This is a genomic window from Thioalkalivibrio sp. AKL7 (genome assembly GCF_000381705.1).
GTDB lineage: Bacteria > Pseudomonadota > Gammaproteobacteria > Ectothiorhodospirales > Ectothiorhodospiraceae > Thioalkalivibrio > Thioalkalivibrio versutus.
In genome coordinates this window covers 33,095-48,929 of record NZ_KB906950.1, presented here as the reverse complement: position 1 = coordinate 48,929, position 15,835 = coordinate 33,095, and the positions used below count along the sequence as shown (strand labels likewise).

At 67.3% G+C, this 15,835-nt stretch carries 14 protein-coding genes; 12 read left to right on the top strand and 2 right to left on the bottom strand.

Annotated features, from left to right (window positions below; translation table 11 throughout):
• Positions 1–261: 261 nt before the first annotated feature.
• The 8 genes from G315_RS0107240 (at position 262) to asnB (ending at position 8,077) form a co-directional block, all read left to right on the top strand.
• Complete coding sequence (locus tag G315_RS0107240) at positions 262–798, top strand: MarR family winged helix-turn-helix transcriptional regulator (RefSeq protein WP_018144914.1); 537 nt, start codon at positions 262–264, stop codon at positions 796–798.
• 22 nt (positions 799–820) lie between these two features.
• On the top strand, positions 821–1,228 hold the full coding sequence (locus G315_RS0107235) for a hypothetical protein (protein WP_018144913.1): 408 nt from the start codon (positions 821–823) through the stop codon (positions 1,226–1,228).
• An 81-nt stretch (positions 1,229–1,309) separates the two neighbouring features.
• Positions 1,310–2,551: a Zn-dependent hydrolase gene (locus G315_RS0107230; protein ID WP_018144912.1), complete on the top strand. Its 1,242-nt coding sequence runs from the start codon at positions 1,310–1,312 to the stop codon at positions 2,549–2,551.
• 25 nt (positions 2,552–2,576) lie between these two features.
• Positions 2,577–3,320 (top strand): cysteine hydrolase family protein, encoded by a 744-nt coding sequence (locus G315_RS0107225; RefSeq protein WP_018144911.1) that lies wholly within the window; start codon positions 2,577–2,579, stop codon positions 3,318–3,320.
• Positions 3,317–4,774, top strand: coding sequence for a sodium:solute symporter family protein (locus G315_RS0107220; RefSeq protein WP_018144910.1), 1,458 nt, complete (start codon positions 3,317–3,319; stop codon positions 4,772–4,774). The genes G315_RS0107225 and G315_RS0107220 overlap by 4 nt, the downstream gene beginning before the upstream one ends.
• The gene (locus G315_RS14795; protein ID WP_018144909.1) at positions 4,771–4,893 is read left to right on the top strand and encodes a hypothetical protein; all 123 of its coding nucleotides are present in this window, start codon (positions 4,771–4,773) and stop codon (positions 4,891–4,893) included. Before G315_RS0107220 ends, G315_RS14795 begins: the two co-directional genes overlap by 4 nt.
• Positions 4,881–5,963, top strand: a complete 1,083-nt coding sequence (locus G315_RS0107210; protein ID WP_018144908.1) for an aspartate carbamoyltransferase — start codon at positions 4,881–4,883, stop codon at positions 5,961–5,963. The genes G315_RS14795 and G315_RS0107210 overlap by 13 nt, the downstream gene beginning before the upstream one ends.
• A gap of 95 nt (positions 5,964–6,058) precedes the next feature.
• Complete coding sequence (asnB, locus tag G315_RS0107205) at positions 6,059–8,077, top strand: asparagine synthase (glutamine-hydrolyzing) (protein WP_018144907.1); 2,019 nt, start codon at positions 6,059–6,061, stop codon at positions 8,075–8,077.
• 228 nt (positions 8,078–8,305) lie between these two features.
• On the opposite strand, the gene glnA is transcribed toward asnB, so the two are convergent.
• Positions 8,306–9,715, bottom strand: coding sequence for a glutamate--ammonia ligase (glnA, locus tag G315_RS0107200; protein ID WP_018144906.1), 1,410 nt, complete (start codon positions 9,713–9,715; stop codon positions 8,306–8,308).
• A gap of 220 nt (positions 9,716–9,935) precedes the next feature.
• Positions 9,936–11,189 carry a cation diffusion facilitator family transporter gene (locus G315_RS0107195; RefSeq protein ID WP_018144905.1) on the bottom strand — a complete coding sequence of 418 codons (1,254 nt, stop codon included), beginning with the start codon at positions 11,187–11,189 and terminating at the stop codon, positions 9,936–9,938.
• A gap of 86 nt (positions 11,190–11,275) precedes the next feature.
• On the opposite strand from G315_RS0107195, the gene glyQ reads away from it, so the two are divergent.
• The 4 genes from glyQ to G315_RS0107175 all read left to right on the top strand — a co-directional run bounded on the left by glyQ (position 11,276) and on the right by G315_RS0107175 (position 15,764).
• Entirely contained in the window at positions 11,276–12,217 is a 942-nt protein-coding gene (gene glyQ / locus G315_RS0107190; RefSeq protein ID WP_018175901.1) for a glycine--tRNA ligase subunit alpha, read from the top strand.
• Between the two features lie 69 nt (positions 12,218–12,286).
• A complete protein-coding gene (gene glyS, locus G315_RS0107185) occupies positions 12,287–14,368 on the top strand; it encodes a glycine--tRNA ligase subunit beta (protein WP_019612215.1) in 2,082 nt (693 codons plus the stop codon).
• A 9-nt stretch (positions 14,369–14,377) separates the two neighbouring features.
• Positions 14,378–15,133: a 1-acyl-sn-glycerol-3-phosphate acyltransferase gene (locus G315_RS0107180; protein WP_019612214.1), complete on the top strand. Its 756-nt coding sequence runs from the start codon at positions 14,378–14,380 to the stop codon at positions 15,131–15,133.
• Positions 15,123–15,764, top strand: coding sequence for a hypothetical protein (locus tag G315_RS0107175; RefSeq protein ID WP_019612213.1), 642 nt, complete (start codon positions 15,123–15,125; stop codon positions 15,762–15,764). The genes G315_RS0107180 and G315_RS0107175 overlap by 11 nt, the downstream gene beginning before the upstream one ends.
• The last annotated feature ends 71 nt before the right edge of the window (positions 15,765–15,835 follow it).

The window sequence follows — 15,835 nt, the reverse complement described above, 5'->3', positions numbered from 1 at the left end:
TGTAAACAAGATACGCGAGCTCGGCGCACTGTGGTGTGACCACCACACCCGTCCCGTGTTCCTCCTTGTGGCCCCGAGGGTTCGGGGCCCTTCGGTCGCGCGTCTCGCACCCGGCGGGGAGGCGGGTTTCTCGCCGGGGCAGGCACCCCAACTCACTTGTTTAGAGCCCGTGGCGCGATTTCGCCAGTTCGACCTCGAGTTGCAATAAAACTATTTTTGTACAAAAATAAATAGACGAATGATTTATTGCGAGAAGTTTTCATGACCTCCACCCAAGCCGTGCACCAGGCACCCCAGGATGAATCCGGCACCCCTGCCGGTGCGCCGGCCGAGCCGGATGTCGCGCGGTCGGTGATCCGCCAGCTGCGCGTGATCATCCGCGCCCTGCAGGGGCATTCGCGGTCGGTGGAGCGCGCCTGTGGCATCAGCGCCTCGCAGCTGTGGGCGTTGTGGGAGTTGCAGCGCACGCCGGGACTGAACGTCAGCGACCTGTCGCGCCGGCTATCGGTGCATGCCTCCACCACGTCCAATCTTCTGGACAAGCTGGAACACCGGGGTCTGATCGAGCGCCGGCGCCCGGAAAAGGACCAGCGCATCGTCCGGCTCTACGTCACCGATGCCGGGCTGGAACTGCTGGAGAGGGCGCCGGCCGCCCCGCAGGGCGAACTGAACCGCGCCCTGCAGTCGTTGCCGAAGGGACGTCTCGTGGACCTGGACCAGGGCCTGGACCTGCTGGTCGAGGCGATGAATACCACCGAGCCCAAGGCCGGCCTGCAGCCGTTCGACGGCAAGTCCTGAACCGTCTGCCGCGGAGGCCCTGATGCGATTGTTTCGCGTGCTGCTGCCGTTTCTTCTCTGCCTTCCACTGGCGGCGGGTGCGCAGCCCACGTTTGATGCGCCACCCGAGCGCTCAACGGATGGCGGCTTCACCCTGGCGTGGGAGGCAGATGCGCCCGTGGTACTGGAGCAGGCCTCGGGTCCCGACCACGCGGATGCGCGCATCCTCTATCAGGGCGGCGATAGCAGCACGGTCATCAGCGGCCTGCCCGATGGTGACTACCGGTTTCGCCTGCGCGCCGCGGATGCCGATCCGGACGCCTGGGCCGATCAAGCCATGGTGTCGGTGGAGCATCACAGCCTGGCCCGAGCCTTCGGTTTTTTTGCCGTGGGCGCGGTCGTCTTTCTGGTCCTGATCGGGGCCATCCTGCGCGGGCGTCCGCGCAGCTGATTCACTTGGTCCAGCCCTGCCGATCCGTGTCGAGCTAACGTTCTCGCGTGATCCGGGGTGGGCCCGCTTTCGGAGGTATCCATGACGGATCTCAAGATCAACATGCAGCGCCTGCAGCAGGACATCAACGATCTCGCGCAGATCGGCCGCGATGCCGACCGGGGCCTGCATCGTCGCGCGTTCAGCGACGGCGACCGCGCCGGGCGCGAGTGGTTTCGCGGGCGCCTCGAGGCCGCCGGCCTGGATGTCTGGCAGGACGGTGCCGCCAACCTGCACGGGCGCCTCGACTACGACGGCAAGCGCCCGGTAGTGGCCATGGGTTCGCACCTGGATACGGTGCCCGGTGGGGGTCCGCTGGACGGGGCGCTGGGCGTGCTGATCGGGCTGGAGGTGCTGCGCACCGCCAAGGAGAACGCGGTCGACCTCGCGTACCCGCTCGAGGTGATCGACTTCACCGACGAGGAGGGCCGTTTCGGCGGCATGTTCGGCTCGCAGGCAATGGCCGGCAAGCTGACCCCGGAGAGCATCAGCCATGCGCGGGATCTCGAAGGCGTGACCCTGGTCGAGGCCATGGCCAACTGGGGGCTGAACGCCGACGACGCGCTGGCCGCGCGGCGCGATCCGCACAGCCTGCATGCCTTCATCGAGACCCACATCGAGCAGGGCCCGGTGCTGGACCGGCGCGGCCTCAGTGTCGGGGTGGTCGAGGCGATCACCGGCTTGTTCAAGTGGGAGGTGCGCCTGAAGGGCCAGCCCAACCACGCCGGCACCACGCCGATGGACATGCGTATCGATCCCTTCCAGGGCCTGGCGGAGTTCGGCGGCGAGATCAATCGCCTGATCGAGGAGCACGGCAGCCCGAACTCGCGCGCCACCATCGGCCGCGTGGAGCTGGCACCGGGGGCGGCGAATACCGTGCCGGGCATGGCGACCTTCTCCTTCGAGGTGCGCGACACCGACGAGAAGGTCCTGACCGCGCTGGCCCATGCGGCCCGGCGCACCCTGTCCAGTCTGGCGCGCCGACGCGACCTGATGTTCGAGTTCGACGTCCTCTCCGAGATCGATCCGGTGCGCTGTGACCCCGGCGTTGTGCAGACCATCGAGGCGCAGGCCGAACGCATGGGGCTGGAGTACATCACCATGCCCAGCGGTGCAGCCCACGATACCCAGAGCATGAGCCGCATCACCCGCACCGGCATGATCTTCGTGCCGAGCCTGCAGGGGCGTAGCCATTCCGCCGCGGAATGGACAAACTGGGAAGACATCGAGACCGGCGCCAATCTGACCCTGCAAAGTGCCCTGGCGTTGGCCGCTCGGCAATAAATCGCGACGAGAGGAAGCGCCCGGAATGGCCGAACACGACAACGTCACCCAGTTGACCGACTACGACTCCCTGGATCCGCTGCGCGAGCAGTACCAGGAAAGCCTGATCACCACGCCGGTGCTGCGTCAGGAGTTGCGGGAGCACCATGTCGCCCTGCTGTGCATCGACTTGCAGTATCTGGATGCCGCGCGCGGCCACGGCGTGTTCGCGAACTCCGCCGACTCTGGCGTGCCGCTGGAGGCCCAGGAGTATTACTTCAATCGCCTGGAGCAGACGGTGCTGCCCAATGTGCGCCGCCTGCAGGACGCCTTCCGCGAAGAGGGGCTGGAGGTGATCCATACCCGCATCCGCTCGCTGACGCATGATGGCCGCGACCGCAGCCCGGGCCACAAGCGCCTGAACCTGCATGCGGCCCCCGGCTCCAAGGATGCCGAGTTCGTCGAGCAGGTGGCCCCGGTCGGGGACGAGATCGTGCTGGACAAGACCGCCAGCGGGGTCTTCAACTCCACCAACCTCCACTACATCCTGCGCAACCTGAACATCAGCGCGCTGTTCATCGTGGGCGTGTATTCCAACGAGTGCGTCTCCACCGCCGTGCGGGATGCCTGCGACCTGGGCTTTTATGTCACCCTGATGGACGACGCCACGGCCACGGTGACGCCGGAGATGCAGAAGGCCACGCTCACGACCATCAAGGACCGCTACGCCCGCGTGATGACCACCGACGAGGCGATCCGCGAGATCAAGAAGGTGCAGGAGGCTTCGTGACCGGTCTCGACGACCCGATCCTCCCGACCTCCATCGCCTGGGGGCTGCTGGCGGCGTTCAGCGTCCTCTGGGTGGTGCTGGGCTGGTGGTTGGGTCGTCGCAACAAGACCGCCGAGGATCACATGCTGGCGGGGCGCAACGTTGGCCTGGCGCTGGCCACCGCCACCGCGATGGCCACCTGGGTCACCGCCAACACCACGATGACGGCCCCGCAGCTGGCGCTGCAACTGGGCGTCTGGGGCATGCTCGGCTACTCGCTGGGTGCGCTGGGCCTGATCCTGTTCGCGCCGCTGGCGCGGCGCATCCGCGAACTGATGCCCGAGGGCTTTACCTCCGGCGACTTCATCCGGCTGCGCTACGGCAAATTCACCTGGCGGGTGTTCCTGGTGGTGTCACTGATCTACGCCTTCGGCTGGCTGGTCTCGATGGCGATGGCTGGCGGGGTGCTGATCAACGCCCTGGCCGGCATCGACTACCGCGTGGGCATGACCGTGATTTTGACCGTCTGCGTGCTCTACACCCTGCTGGGCGGCCTGCGCGCGGTGATCGGGACCGACTTCATCCAGACCGTCATCATCATCGCCGGTGCGGCGTTCATCGCCTGGCTGACCATCGACAAGGTCGGCTTCGAGGCGATCCACTTCAACCTGATGGAAGAGCGCCCGGAGCTGCTGAACCTGCTGTTCCCGGCCGCGATCATGTTCCTGTTCAACAATCTGCTGTTTGGCGTCGGCGAGATCTTCCACTCCAATGTCTGGTGGTCGCGCGCCTTCGCCTTCGGCCGCAACGTGGGCTTCCGGGCCTACCTCTTTGGCGGCCTGCTGTGGCTGCCAATCCCGATCGTGGCCGGCTTCATCGCCCTGGCCACGCCAGCGCTGGGCCTCAACGTGCCCGCCGCGGACATGGTCGGGCCGCTGGTGGCCGCCGAGGTGCTGGGCCTGACCGGGGCGATCGTGGTGTTCATCGTGGTGTTCGCCGCGCTCGCTTCCAGTCTCGACTCGCTGCTGGCGGCCACCTCGGACCTGGTGACCCGCGACATTTACCGCGGCCACATCCGCCCGCAGGCCAGCGAACAGCACCAGTTCCACGCGACCAAGGTGATCGTGGTGCTCCTGGGCCTCGTGACCTGGCTGGCGGCCAGTTACCGCGGCGAGCTGCCGATCGTCGGCTCGCTGGCCGAGCTTCTGTACTTCACCGGCGCCTTCGTGGCCTCCGCGATCTGGCCGATCGTTGCCGGGCTGTACTGGCAGCGGGCGAACCCGCAGGGCGCGGCCTGGTCGATGATACTGGGGTCGGGCATTGGCCTGGCCAGCTACTTCCTGATTGGGTTCTATGTGGCCGCGCTGGTCGGGGCCGCTGTCTCGCTGGCCGTGATGGTGCTGAGCACCTGGTTGATGCCGCGGCCATTCGACTGGGGCCGCCTGGCCCGTCCGGACGGCGAGGTGGTCGCATGACGATCTCCATTACAGCCCTGTCCGTGATCGTGATCATCGCCACACTGGTGGCGACGCTGACCCCGATCCTGCTGATTGCCCTGTTTATCCGCGACTGGAAAAAAGGATGCCTCTGGTGAACTACACCGAAGATCCCCTGCATGTGCTCCACCCGAAAGACGGCGCCGCCGGTACCGACCGGCCGAAGGCGTTGCTGGCGGCGGTGGAGGAAGACCCGGACCCGCTTCTCAAGCTGGCGGCCTCGCATGTGGTCTCCAGCCAGCAGTTCTCGCGCGACGAGCTGCTGCAGCTGTTCCGCCTGGCGGCGCAGTACGAGACCACGCCGGCGCTGATGCACCTGCCGCTGGCGGGCAAGATCCTGATCAGCGCGTTCTACGAGCCGTCCACGCGCACGCGGCTGTCGTTCGAGAGTGCCTGGCACCGCCTGGGCGGCTCGGTCATGTCGATTACCGACCCCAAGAGCACCGGTATTGCCAAGGGCGAATCGCTGGCGGACATCGCCGAGATGTTCAACAACTACGGTGATGTGCTGGTCCTGCGCTCCTCCGACGGCGAGGCCGCGCACAACATGCTGGAGAACCTGCGCATCCCGCTGGTGAACGCCGGCAACGGGATCGACGAACACCCGACCCAGGCGCTGGCGGACGTCTACGCCCTGGCCAAGTGGCGCCCGGAGCTGTTCACCGGCGAGGTGGCCCCGGAGCAGCGCATCAAGGTCGGCATCATCGGGGTGCCCTCGCGCATGCGCACGGTGCGCTCCCTGCTGCGCCTGTTGAGCCTGTTCCCGCAGGCGATCGACGAGATCGTGCTCGTCTCGCGCGAGGACGAGAATTTCGATCCGGGTCAGCGCGAGGAACTGGAAGAGGCCGGGATCTCGCTACGCGTGGTGCACGACCTGGACCCGGCGCTGCCGGATCTGGATGTCGTGTACATCAACGCGATCGCCTGGGTGGGTGACACCTTCGAGGCGATGGGCGAGGGGCTGAAGTTGGATCGCCACTCCCCGCTGAAGGAGGGCGCAGTGGTTCTGCATCCGCTGGCGCGAGGTGAAGAGCTCTCCACCGACCTCGATGCCACCCCGCACAACTGGTATTTCGCCCAGGCCCGCGGGGCCGTATTCGTGCGCATGGCGCTGCTGACCACGGTGGTACGCCGCATCAGCGCGGTGATGGATACCCCGGACGGCTGACGCCGCCTTTTAGTTGAACCGCGAGCGGCGTGGCGCGCCGGGCCTGCCCGGCCCGCGCCCCGCTCGCCCCGAACGGATAACCAAGGAGACATGCCATGTGTGGCATTGCAGGAATCTTTCACGCCGACCCGACCCGCAAGGTCGACCCGCAAACCCTGGTCAACATGGCCGCGATCCAGTATCACCGCGGCCCCGACGGCTTCGGTTACCGCACCCAGGATGACCGCGGTGTGGGCTTTTCCCATGCGCGTCTGTCGATCATCGACCTGGACGAGAACCGCGGCCGTCAGCCGTTCTGCATGGACAGCGGCGAGATCATGACCGCGGTCAACGGCGAGCTGTACGACTACAAGCGCATCCGCACCGATCTCACCTCGCGCGGGGTGAAGTTCCGCACCAAGAGCGACTCCGAGATGGTCATGCACCTGTACCAGCGCGAAGGGCTGGAGGACGCGGTCAAGCATTTCCGTGGCGAGTTCGCGATCTCGCTGTACGACCGCAAGCACGACCGGCTGATACTGATCCGCGACCGCTTCGGCATCAAGCCGCTGTACTTCACCGAGGCCAACGGCAGCTTCGTGTTTGGCTCCGAGCTGAAGGTGCTGTTCGCCAACCCCGATGTGCCGCGCCAGTTTTCCGATGACGGCCTCTACCACCAGCTGATGCAGACCATGGTGCCCGGCACCACCGCCTTCGAGGACATCCAGCAGGTGAAGCCCGGCCACATGGTGATCGTCGAGCGCGCCCACGGGAAGCTGAAGATCCGCCAGGAGAAGTACTGGGACATGGACTTCCCGCTGGCCTCCGAGCGCCCGCCCGAGAGCGAGACCGACGAGGCGTACTGGATCGAGGGCGTGCGCGACCAGCTCATGGAGGCGGTGCAGTTGCGCCTGGAGGCCGACGTGCCGGTCGCCTGTTACCTCTCCGGCGGGATCGACTCCTGCATCACCCTGGGGCTGGCCTCGGCCAGCCAGCAGGCGCCGGTCAAGGCCTTCACCATCGGCTTCGACAACGACGACTATGACGAGACCGCGATCGCCCGCGAGATGGCCGAGAGCGTGGGTGCCGACCAGGACATCATGACCCTGGACGCCAACCACCTCTACGACAACTTCGAAGAGGCCCTCTGGCACGCCGAGCGCACCATCTACAACACCCTGGGTGTCGCCAAGTTGCTGATGAGCCGCCACGTGAACAAGGCCGGCTACAAGGTCGTCGTCACCGGCGAGGGTTCGGACGAGCTGTTCGGCGGCTATCCGGCCTTCCGCCGCGACATGTTCCTGCACGGCCTGGATACCCTGCCGGAGGCCGACCGCCAGGCCTGGCAGCAGATGCTGAACGAGTCCAACGAGCTGGTCTCTGGTGCGATGCTGGCCGAGGACGAGGTCAACGACCCCGACTTCACGCAGATGATGGGCTTCACCCCGTCCTGCCTGCAGCCGTGGCTGGCCGCGGCCGACCACGTGCCGGGCCTGCTGCACCCGAAGCGCCGCGAGCGCATGCAGGACTACAAGCCGGGCAAGGCGATCGCCAACGCCCTGGATGACGACATGCTGGAAGGCCGGCATCCGCTGGACAAGGCTCAGTACGTCTGGATCAAGACCATGCTGGAGGGCCAGATCCTGACCTGGGGCGGCGACCGCATGGACATGGCCAATTCGATGGAGGCGCGTCCGCCGTTCCTCGATCACCACCTGGCCGAGTTCGCCGCCCACCTGCCGCCGACCATGCGCATCAAGGGCTCCACCGAGAAGTACGTGTTGCGCGAATCGATGAAGGGCCTGTTGCCGAAGGTGCTCTACGAGCGCGAGAAGTTCGCCTTCATGGCGCCGCCCGCGCACACCGACCCGGTCAAGTGGGCGGCGATGAAGGCCCTGGCCGATCGCTATCTGTCCCCGGAGAAGGTCGCCGAGGCCGGGTTGCTGGACCCGGAGGGCGTGCGTCAGGTGTTCGAGCTGCACGAGTCCGAGGACACGCCGGCCGCCACCCAGGTTCAGCTGGACGCGGTGATCAACCACATGATCGGGGTCCAGGTGCTGCACGCCCAGTTCGTCGCCACCGACATCCCGGCGCTGGCGCGGCAAAAGGCCGAGGAGTTCGGCTGGCACGCCTGATCACGGGCGCAAGCCTCGAGTGACCCAGAAGGCCCCGCGGACCAGGATCCGTGGGGCCTTTTTCGTTCTGGCCAACAGGGCCGGTCGGGGTCTCGACAGGCGGTGGACGCCCTCATCCGTTACCGGCTGCGCACGGATCGTGCGCGACAGCCACAAAAAAGCCGCCCGCGGCCAGGGGCCGGGGGCGGCTGATAGCTTCGCGGCCCCGAGGGGCCGGAAGCGGCGGCCTTACAGGCTGTAGTACATGTCGAACTCGATCGGATGGGTGGTCATGCGCATCTGCGTGACGTCTTCCATCTTCAGGTCGATGTAGGCATCGATCATGTCGTCGGTGAACACGCCACCCTGGGTCAGGTACTCGCGATCCTGGTTCAGGGCTTCCAGCGCCTGGTCCAGCGAATGGCAGACCTGCGGGATGCCCTTCTCTTCTTCCGGCGGCAGGTCGTAGAGGTTCTTGTCCATCGCGTCGCCCGGGTGGATCTTGTTCTGGATGCCATCCAGGCCGGCCATCAGCATCGCCGCGAAGGCGAGATACGGGTTGGCGGTGGAGTCCGGGAAGCGCAGCTCGACGCGACGGCCCTTCGGGTTCATCACGAACGGGATACGCAGCGAGGCGGAGCGGTTGCGGGCGGAGTAGGCCAGCATGACCGGCGCCTCGAAGCCCGGTACCAGACGCTTGTAGCTGTTGGTGGACGGGTTGGTGAAGGCATTCAGCGAGCGGGCGTGCTTGATGATCCCGCCGATGTAGTACAGCGCGGTCTCGGACAGGCCGCCATACAGGTCACCGGAGAACAGATTCTTGCCGTCCTTGGACAGCGACTGGTGCACGTGCATGCCGGAGCCGTTGTCACCGACGATCGGCTTGGGCATGAAGGTCGCGGTCTTGCCGTGGACGTGGGCCACGTTCTGGATCACGTACTTCAGGATCTGCACCTCGTCGGCCTTCTGCGTCAGGGTCGCGGGACCCACGCCAATCTCGCACTGGCCGGCGGTCGCCACCTCGTGGTGGTGCACCTCGGTCTCGAGGCCCATCTCGGTCATCACTTCGCACATGGTGGAGCGGATGTCGTGCAGGCTGTCGACCGGCGGGACCGGGAAGTAGCCGCCCTTCACGCCCGGGCGGTGACCGATGTTGCCGTCCTCGTAGACACGCTCGGAGTTCCAGGAGGCCTCCTGGGAATCCACGCGGCAGTAGGAGCCGGACAGGGTGGTGCCCCACTTCACATCGTCAAAGATGAAGAATTCGTTCTCCGGTCCGAACAGCGCGGTGTCGGCGATGCCGGTGCTCTGCAGGTAGGCCTCGGCGCGGCGCGCCAGGGAGCGCGGGCAGCGGTCGTAGCCCTGCATGGTGGCCGGTTCGACCACGTCGCAGCGGATGTTCATGGTCATGTCTTCGAAGAACGGATCGAGGACCGCGGACTCGGCGTCCGGCATCAGGATCATGTCGGACTCGTTGATCCCCTTCCAGCCGGCGATCGACGAGCCGTCGAACATCTTGCCTTCCTCGAAGGTCTCTTCGTCGATGTCGTGGGCCGGCACGGTCACATGCTGTTCCTTGCCCTTGGAGTCGGTAAAACGGAAGTCGATGAAGCGAACTTCCTTTTCCTTGATCTGGTTCAGCACGTCGGCTGCGGACATGGGGATCTCCTTGGTCTTTACTTGGGTATTCAAAGGTGGCCGGCCGGCCCGTCGGGCGCTTGCGCGGCGTCGCGGTTCATTATGCAGGCATCATGCCATCCGGTCCTGTTTGGCCCGGGCGCGCGAAAAACGGGCACCCGGGGCGCCCCGCCGCATCCTGGGTGCACCAATCTGGTGCTTTGTCTGCACAAGTTTCGTGCGCATTGTTGTTGGCGCGCACCTAATGGGTGCAGGGCCGATAGAGTAGCGTGACCTCGCCCAGCATGTCGCCTACCCCGGGATGGCGGTGTAGCCGGTCGGCCAGGGCCTGGGCGCGGGCCTCGAGGTCTGCCGGGGCGGCTGCCCCGTCAAGGCGCAGGGTCAGCGTCATGTGTACCCGACCGCCGAGATAATGCAGCGACATGTGCTCCACCGCATCCAGCTCCGGGGTATCGGCCCAGGCCTCGCGCAGGGCCTCCACCAGCGTCGGGCGCAGCGGCAGCATGGAACTCCGGGCCTGTTCCGCGTCGTTTTCCGGATCCACGTGCACGGTGATGTCGTTCACCCGCTCGTGTTCGTCGGTCACCGCGTGGAACACCGCATCGGCGATCCGATGACCCTCGGAGACCGAGATCATCGGCGCGACCTGGATATGCACGTCCACGACGACTTCGCTGCCGTGGCGGCGGGTGCGCAGCATGTGCGCATCCTTGACCCCGGGCACATCCATGATCGTGCGGTGGATGCGCTCGACCTTCTCCGGCTCCAGGGCCGTGTCGATCAGCTCCGCCGCGCTACGCACGATCAGGCGCCCGGCGATATGCAGGATGAACAGCGCGACGATCAGCGCGGCCAGGGCATCCGCCCACGGGAACCCGGCTACCGCCGCACCGACCCCGACCAGCACGAACAGCGACGAGATCGCGTCCGTGCGATGGTGCCAGGCATTGGCATCCAGCATCCGCGAGCGCAGGCGCTTGGCCACCCGGTGGGTGTACTGATACAGGCCTTCCTTGGCCACCAGGGTCAGCAGGGCAAAGGCGATCGCCATGTTTGCGGGGCCGGTCATGGCCTCGGGCTCGACCAGGCGGTTGCCGGCAGCCCAGGCAATCGCCAGACCCGCGAGCGCCAGAAAGACCCCGACGATCACCGTGGCCAGGGTCTCGATCCGCGCGTGACCGTAGGGGTGTTCCTGATCGGGGGAGGCGGCCGCCTTGCTCGCCGCGAACAGCACCACCCCGTCGGTGATCAGGTCCGACAGGGTATGCACGCCGTCCGCCACCAGGGCCTGCGAGTTCAGCAGCCAGCCACTGACGAGCTGCGCCACGGCGAGGAAGCCGTTCACGGCCGCGCCCACTAGCGTGACCCGGCGGGTATCGCGATAGCGTTGGTCGTTCTCCGGCGTGTCCGAAGGTCCGGAATTGGCGAGGGGGTCGCTCAGGGCCGCTCTCCCGAACAGAATCAAGGCCCCAGTATGGGCGCGCTTCGGCTGCATGCAAAACGCCCGCGCCAACGCGAGCGGTGGCCGTGGCCGAAGCCGGGCCGATATACTGTCGGCTTTGCCCTGACCCGGGATCCCGCATGTCGCAAGAACGCACCCCGCCCAGCAGTCCGACCTTCCAGGACCTGATCCGCCGCCTGCAGGACTACTGGAACGATCATGGCTGCGTGGTCCTGCAGCCCTACGACATGGAGATGGGCGCGGGGACCTTCCATCCGGCAACCTTCCTGCGCTCCATCGGGCCGGAGCCGTGGCGTGCGGCCTACGTGCAGCCGAGCCGCCGCCCGACCGACGGGCGCTACGGCGACAACCCCAACCGTCTGCAGCACTACTACCAGTTTCAGGTCCTGCTGAAGCCCTCGCCGCCGGACATCCAGGCGCTCTACCTGGGCTCGCTGGAGGCGCTCGGGTTCGACACCCTGACCCACGACGTCCGCTTCGTCGAGGACAACTGGGAGTCCCCGACGCTGGGCGCCTGGGGGCTGGGCTGGGAGGTCTGGCTCAACGGCATGGAGGTGACCCAGTTCACCTACTTCCAGCAGGTCGGCGGGCTCGACTGCCACCCGGTCTCCGGCGAGATCACCTACGGCCTCGAGCGCCTGGCGATGTACCTGCAGGGTGTGGAGAGCGTCTACGACCTGGTCTGGACCAACGGCCCGGACGGCCGCGCGATCACCTATGGTGACGTCTACCACCAGAACGAGGTGGAGCAGTCCACCTACAACTTCGAGCACGCCGACCGCGACGCCCTGTTCGCCGCGTTCGATCAGCACGCGACCGAGAGCGATCGCATGATCGAGCTGGGCCTGCCATTGCCGGCCTACGAGCAGATGCTGCGCGCCTCGCACAGCTTCAACCTGCTGGATGCGCGTGGCGCGATCTCGGTCACCGAGCGCCAGCGCTATATCCTGCGCGTGCGTGAGCTGTCGCGGAACGTCGCCCGGAAATACTACGAGTCGCGCGAGGCCCTGGGCTTCCCGCTGTGTGCCGAAGACGACGCGAACAAGCCCGACGCCGCCTGAATCCCGCAATCCCGCGCCGGGGGGCCCCCTGGGCCGCGCGGCGCGTACTGGACCCAACCTGGACCCGACATGGCCGAAGCCCGCGAACTCCTGATCGAACTTGGCACCGAGGAGCTGCCCCCGACCGCCCTCGCGCGCCTGCGCGACGCCCTGGCCGAGGGCCTGACCACCCGCCTGCGCGAGGCCGGGCTGGAGCCGGGCGAGCCCGAGGCCTTCGCCACCCCGCGGCGCCTGGCCGTGTTGTTCCCGAGCGTACCCGCGCGCCAGCCGGACCAGCTGCAGGAGCGCCGCGGCCCGGCCGTGGCCGCGGCCTTCGACGACGCCGGCGAGCCGACCAAGGCGGTACTGGGCTTTGCCCGATCCTGTGGTGTCGAGGTCGAGCGCCTGGAGCGCGAGACCACCGACAAGGGCGATTACCTGGTGTTTCGCCAGCTGCAGCCGGGGCGCGCCCTCGGCGAACTGCTGCCGGAGATGCTGGAGGCCGCGCTGGACGCCCTGCCCACACCCAAGCGCATGCGCTGGGGCAGCAGCCGTACCGAGTTCGTGCGGCCCGCACACTGGCTGGTCGTACTGCACGGGCCCGAGGTGCTGGAGATGACCGTGCTGGAACAAACAGCGGGTCGGGAGACCCACGGCCACCGCTTCCATCAGCCCGGCGCCCTGGAGCTCAAGCGCGGGAACGACTACGCCGAGCGGCTGCGTCGCCCGGGGTTTGTCGAGCCGTCTTTCGAGGCGCGCCGCGAGCGCATCCTCGAGCAGGTCCACGAGCAGGCGAAGGCCCTGGGGGGGCGCGCGCTGGTGGATGCGGACCTGCTGGACGAGGTGACCGCGCTGGTCGAGTGGCCGGTGGCGCTGACCGGCGGCTTTGATCCGCGTTTCCTGGATGTCCCGCAGGAGGCGCTGATCTCCACCATGCAGGACAACCAGAAATACTTCCCGGTGGTCGACGAGGCCGGCCGCATGCAGCCGCACTTCATCGTGATCAGCAACATCGAGTCGCGCGACCCGCACGCGGTGCGCGACGGCAACGAGCGCGTGTTGCGCCCGCGCTTCGCGGATGCCGAATTCTTCTGGCAGCAGGACCGCAAGAAGCGCCTGGAGGAACGCCTGGAGGCGCTGGACTCGGTCGTGTTCGAGAAGCGCCTGGGTACGCTGCGCGACAAGTCCATGCGGCTGGAGGCCCTGATGCAGCGCCTGGCCGGCCTGATGGGCCTGGACGCGCCCCTCGCGGCGCGCGCCGCACGTCTGGCCAAGTGCGACCTGGTCACCCAGATGGTGTTCGAGTTCACCGAGTTGCAGGGCACCATGGGGCGCTATTACGCCCTGCACGATCGCGAGGACGAGACCGTCGCCGCCGCGATCGAGCAGCACTACTGGCCGCGTCAGTCCGGTTCCGAGCTGCCGGACGCCCCGCTCGCCCAGGCGCTGGCGCTGGCCGATCGTCTCGACACCCTGGTCGGCATCTTCGCCATCGGCAAGCAGCCCAGTGGCACCAAGGACCCGTTCGCCCTGCGCCGCGCCGCGCTGGGGCTGGTGCGCATCCTGGTCGAGCGCGAACTGCCGCTGGCCCTGACCCCTTTGCTGCAGGCCGCCGCCGAGCCCATCCGCGAACGCGTTCCGGAGGCCGATCAGGCCGTGGAACCGGTACGCGAGTACATCCTCGAGCGCCTGCGCGGGTACCTGCTGGAACAGGGGCAGGCGCACGAGACCATCGAGGCGGTGGCCGCGGTCGCGCCGGATGCCCCGCTGGATTTCGTGCGCCGCGTGCGCGCGGTCAGCCTGTTCCGCGAGCGCCCGGAGGCCGAGGCCCTGGCCGCCGCGAACAAGCGGATCCACAACCTGCTGCGCAAGGCCGGCGAGGAGGCCGAGGCGGAACTCGATCCGGAGGCCCTGGCGCTGGACGAGGAGCGTCAGCTGTACCAGGGCCTGCAGGCCGTGCGCCCGGGGGTCGAGCAGGCGGTGGCCGATGGTGACTACCTGCATGCCCTCGGCGAACTGGCAGGCCTGCGCGATCGGGTGGACACCTTTTTCGACCAGGTGATGGTGATGGCCGAGGACGCCGCCGAGCGGCGCAACCGCCTGGCCCTGCTGCGTGAACTGCGTCGCGCGTTCGAGACCGTGGCCGACATCGGCCGCCTGGCGACGGGGTAGGGCCGGGCGATGCTGCCCCTGATCCGAGGTCTGCTGTTCCAGCTGGGGCTCGTCGGCTCCATCCTGGTCTTCGGGCTGCTGGTACCGCCGCTGATCTGGCCGTTTTCCCGCCCCGTCCGCTACCGTGTCCTGACCCTGTGGGGCCGGTTCAACATCTGGTGGCTGCGTGTCAGTTGCGGCATCGATTACCGGGTGCACGGGCGCGAGCACATCGACCCCTCGCGCCCGCATGTGGTGCTGTCCAAGCACCAGTCGGCCTGGGAGACGGTGGCCTTCGTCGCGATCTTTCCCATGCAGACCTGGGTGCTCAAGCGTGAACTGATGCGGATCCCCCTGTTCGGCTGGACGTTGTCCATGCTCGATCCGGTACCGATTGATCGCGAGGGCGGACGCCAGGCCCTGGAGAACCTGGTGGCCGAAGGCAAGCAGCGCCTGGACCAGGGCCGCTGGGTGATCGTGTTTCCCGAGGGCACGCGCGTGGCCCCGGGCGAACACGGGCGCTACCGTCAGGGCGGCGCGATGCTCGCAGTGCGCACCGGCTACCCGGTCCTGCCGGTGGCGCTGAACAGCGGGAGCTTCTGGCCGAAAAAGGGTCTGCGGCGCTATCCCGGCACCGTCGAGGTAGTGATCGGGGCGCCAATCGAGACCGCCGGTCGCAAGCCGGTCGAGGTGCTGTCCGAGGCCGAGAGCTGGATCGAGACCACCATGACCGAGATCGAACCTCGCCCCGCCACCCTGTCGAAGGAGAAGCCCGATGGCCAGTGAACCCGTGATCAGTGCCCCACTGGTCGAACTGCGTGACCGGACCATCTACCGGATCGGCGATTCGGAACCGGCCGTGTGGCTGATCGACGACCTCGAGCTCGGCGGCATCCTGGTGAACGCGCCGATCTATTCCGAGTCGCTCCTGGAGGCGATCCGGGCCATCAGCAAGCCCGCGTACCTGTTCCTGCCCAGCCGGCATGGGGCGCAGGATCTGGATGCCTGGCGCGCTGCGGGGCTGGAGACCCTCACGTTCGAGGCCGAGGCCCCGGCGATCCGCGCGGCGGGGGGCGAGATCGACATCGCCTTCAACCGCAAGCAGCGCCTGTCGCGCACCATCGACTTCCTCCCGATGGCCGGCGTAACCGATGGCACCTGTGCACTGCGCCTGAAGAATCTGCCCGGCGTGGTCTTCTTCGGCCCTGCCCTGGCCCCGGGCGCGGACGGCTGGCCTACGCTGATCCAGAACCCTGAGGATCATTCCTTCGAGGCACGCCTGTTCGGTGCCCTCGGAGTGAAAGACCTGAAGTTTGCCTACGCCTTCTGCGACCGCTTTGATCCCGCCACTACGCAGTTCGGCCCGGACGCTGACCAGCACATCCAGGCCCGCATCGAGGCCGTGTTCGACGAGTAGCGGTGCTGTCCAGGGCTTGCGGGTGCGGTGCGGCTGGGGGGGTACCCCTCGCCGGTTGCCGCGGCGCGTTG

Bases quoted from the DNA above. Each gene is read 5' to 3' on its own strand.
- G315_RS0107240 (WP_018144914.1), top strand. From the start codon at position 262: ATGACCTCCACCCAAGCCGTGCACCAGGCACCCCAGGATGAATCCGGC.
- G315_RS0107235 (WP_018144913.1), top strand. From the start codon at position 821: ATGCGATTGTTTCGCGTGCTGCTGCCGTTTCTTCTCTGCCTTCCACTG.
- G315_RS0107230 (WP_018144912.1), top strand. From the start codon at position 1,310: ATGACGGATCTCAAGATCAACATGCAGCGCCTGCAGCAGGACATCAAC.
- G315_RS0107225 (WP_018144911.1), top strand. From the start codon at position 2,577: ATGGCCGAACACGACAACGTCACCCAGTTGACCGACTACGACTCCCTG.
- G315_RS14795 (WP_018144909.1), top strand. From the start codon at position 4,771: ATGACGATCTCCATTACAGCCCTGTCCGTGATCGTGATCATCGCCACA.
- G315_RS0107210 (WP_018144908.1), top strand. From the start codon at position 4,881: ATGCCTCTGGTGAACTACACCGAAGATCCCCTGCATGTGCTCCACCCG.
- asnB (WP_018144907.1), top strand. From the start codon at position 6,059: ATGTGTGGCATTGCAGGAATCTTTCACGCCGACCCGACCCGCAAGGTC.
- glnA (WP_018144906.1), bottom strand. From the start codon at position 9,715: ATGTCCGCAGCCGACGTGCTGAACCAGATCAAGGAAAAGGAAGTTCGC.
- G315_RS0107195 (WP_018144905.1), bottom strand. From the start codon at position 11,189: ATGCAGCCGAAGCGCGCCCATACTGGGGCCTTGATTCTGTTCGGGAGA.
- glyQ (WP_018175901.1), top strand. From the start codon at position 11,276: ATGTCGCAAGAACGCACCCCGCCCAGCAGTCCGACCTTCCAGGACCTG.
- glyS (WP_019612215.1), top strand. From the start codon at position 12,287: ATGGCCGAAGCCCGCGAACTCCTGATCGAACTTGGCACCGAGGAGCTG.
- G315_RS0107180 (WP_019612214.1), top strand. From the start codon at position 14,378: ATGCTGCCCCTGATCCGAGGTCTGCTGTTCCAGCTGGGGCTCGTCGGC.
- G315_RS0107175 (WP_019612213.1), top strand. From the start codon at position 15,123: ATGGCCAGTGAACCCGTGATCAGTGCCCCACTGGTCGAACTGCGTGAC.